The organism is Rhizobium sp. CFBP 13726 (assembly GCF_014841925.1).
GTDB lineage: Bacteria > Pseudomonadota > Alphaproteobacteria > Rhizobiales > Rhizobiaceae > Neorhizobium > Neorhizobium soli.
Genome location: NZ_JACYUU010000023.1, coordinates 1 through 329, shown reverse-complemented (window position 1 = coordinate 329; position 329 = coordinate 1). Strand labels below are relative to the sequence as shown.

1 protein-coding gene is annotated in these 329 nt (G+C 53.2%); it reads right to left on the bottom strand.

Features of this window, described 5'->3' with window-relative positions:
- Positions 1-209 (bottom strand): hypothetical protein (locus IFT66_RS23425; RefSeq protein WP_207105892.1); only part of this gene is annotated, 209 nt, incomplete at its 3' end.
- Between the last annotated feature and the right edge of the window lie 120 nt (positions 210-329).

Sequence of the window (329 nt, the reverse complement as noted above, 5' to 3'; positions counted from 1 at the left end):
TCTGCCAAGGAAGGTTGGCCGCCCATCATGAAAAATTCTAGGTAAGTGTTGTTTGGAAGCTTAAGCTCAACCACGGTCTCTGATGCGTTTGCGACGGCCTTTTCCGTGTAAGGAATAGACGCTTTTGCGAGAAGGCTCTTCGCCGCACTAACAGACAACCCCGGTTCAAAACCATCGAAATGAACATTGCGGCGGGAGCCATATTTCATCTTCCCGACCTTTGGCACGGGAACCTCGTCTGACGGTTCCCACATCCGGACCCCGACTCGACGAACGACTACCTGCTCCCCCAGAACCCCAATCTCCACTTGGATGTTGCCGTGATAGTC